Genomic DNA, 2,294 nt, shown 5'->3' on the forward strand with positions numbered 1-2,294 from the left:
GACGCGCCCATTTTTTACGCTCCTGGGTCAAAACGCGGAACGATCGTCAAGGTCGGCGCCGCACTCGTGCTTGCCTTCTTCGTCCTCTGGTTCGGCGCCTTCGGCGTCAGCCTCTATCTTCTTGGAAAGCTTCCCTCGCCGGGCGTCCTGCGCGATGGCGTCGGTGCCCCGCAATCCATCGACATGTCGGTACCCCGGCCGCCCGCGCCGGCTGCGGCCACGCCCTCCTCTCCCGCGGCGCGGACGATCCCGCCGAAGGTCTTCGGCCATCTTCCCTACTGGCCCGAGTGGAGCGACCGTTCGCTGCAGAAGGACCTGCCTGCAATGGACGGCCTGATGCCGGAATGGTACCGGGTCGATCTTCCGCAGGGCGATCTCGTCCCCTTGGGCTTTTCCGCCCCCCACCAGCAGCGCATCGCCGAGGTCGTGGCACGCCGGCGCCCGGCGCTCACCCTGCTGCCGGTCGTGGAACTCTCCGCCGACAACGATCCGGGAAAGACCGCCGCCGCCCTCGCCTCGCCCGAGACCTCGACGCGGATTGCCGAGGCACTGGCGCGAGAAGTCCAGGCGCGAAGCTATGACGGCATCTGCCTCGATGCCGCGGCGGTGCCGGAAACCTCCTATCGCGATCTGGCGCGACTGGTCGCGTCGCTGAAGCAATCCTTCGCCCCCGCGGGCCGGCGAACCTGCATCGTCACCCCGATCTCGGAAGCGCCCTGGAGCGAGCCAGCACTCGCCGCCGCGGTCGACCGCTATGTGGTTCTTGCCTTCCAGGACCCCGGCGACAGTCCGCGGCCGACGCCGCTTGCACCCCAGGCCTGGCTGACGGCCGCGCTTTCCTCAGTGGTCGCGGCGGTACCAGCCGACAAGCTGATCGTCGCGTTCGGCACAGGCGGCTACGACTGGGTCAGCAATACCGGCGAGCCGCGGCCGGTCGCCTTTCCTGAGGGCGCCCGTCTCTCTGGTCTCTACGGCGGCAGCATCCGGCTCGATCCGGTGTCGCTCAACCCGACGACGCGGTTCGTCGACGACGCCGGAAACCGCCACCGCATCTGGATGCTGGACGCGGTCTCCTTCCACAACCAGCTGGTCGCGCTTTCGCACACCGGAACGATGCCGGCCGTCGCCGTCTGGCCGTCGACCGACGCAGACCCGGCCATCTGGCGCCTGCTCGATCGCCGCACGGCAGGTCAGTCGGTACAGTCGCTGCTGAAGGAAGTCGCGATCGGCGATTACGTCGGCTATGACGGCAAGGGCGCCTTCCACAAGCTGGTGCGCGCGCCGGAGACAGGTATCCGCAATGTCGTCCTCGATCCCTCGACCGGCCTCGTCATCACCGAGGACTACGCGCGCGCAGCGGAACCGTTCACCGTGCTGCGCTACGGCACCGGCCAGCCCGGAATGGTGGCGCTCACCTTCGACGACGGCCCGGACCGCGTCTACACCAATGCCGTCCTCGACGAACTCGCGGCACGGAATGCACCCGCCACCTTCTTCGTCATCGGCAAGCAGGCGCTCGACAATCCGGACATCATCCGCCGGATTGTCGACGATGGTCACGAGATCGGCGTCCATACCTTCAGCCACCCGGCGCTCGAGAACGCCTCCGGCTGGCGCGCACGCATGGAGCTCAACGCCACCGAACGGCTGATCGCCAGCCTGACCGGGCACCAGACGCTGCTCTTCCGCTCGCCCTACGGTCGCAGCGAGGGACCGTTGACGGGCGCCGAAGCCGAGCCGATGCGCCTCCTGGACCAGCAAGGCTACATCGTCGCCGGCGCCGACATCGTCCCTCCGGACTGGCGGCAGATCTCCGCCGACGAGATCGTCGCGTCGGTGCTGCGGGAGCTGAAGGCGGGCATCGGCAACGTCATCGTGCTGCACGACGGCGGCGGCGATCGCACGTCGACCGTCGAGGCGACGGCTCTCCTCGTCGATACGCTGCGGACCGAAGGCTACCGTTTCGTGACGCTGGCCGACATGCTCGGCCTGCCCGCCGACAAGGTCATGCCGCCGGACGAGGGCCCGGCAACCACCTTCGACGCGGTTTCCTTCACGACCCTCGCTATCTGTCTCTGACGATCAAACTGCTCTTCTGGGTATCCGTCGTTGCCGGCATCGCCCGCGTGCTATTCGTCACCGTGGCCTCGCATCTTCGCCGCCGCCACCCATTGCGGGACCCGGACTACACACCGCCGGTCACGGTGCTGGTTCCGGCCTACTGCGAAGAGGAAACCATCGTCGGAACCCTGGCCTCGGTCCTGGTCTCGGACTATCGGAACCTCCAGGTGATC

Annotated in this window: 1 protein-coding gene; it reads left to right on the forward strand. The window is 67.8% G+C overall.

Going from position 1 to position 2,294, the window contains the following annotated elements; genetic code table 11:
* On the forward strand, window positions 1–2,079 hold a 2,079-nt coding region (locus ACM6UT_RS23195), incomplete at its 5' end, for a polysaccharide deacetylase family protein (RefSeq protein ID WP_416799600.1).
* Window positions 2,080–2,294: the final 215 nt, after the last annotated feature.

The organism is Ciceribacter azotifigens (assembly GCF_048159625.1).
Lineage (GTDB): Bacteria > Pseudomonadota > Alphaproteobacteria > Rhizobiales > Rhizobiaceae > Allorhizobium > Allorhizobium azotifigens.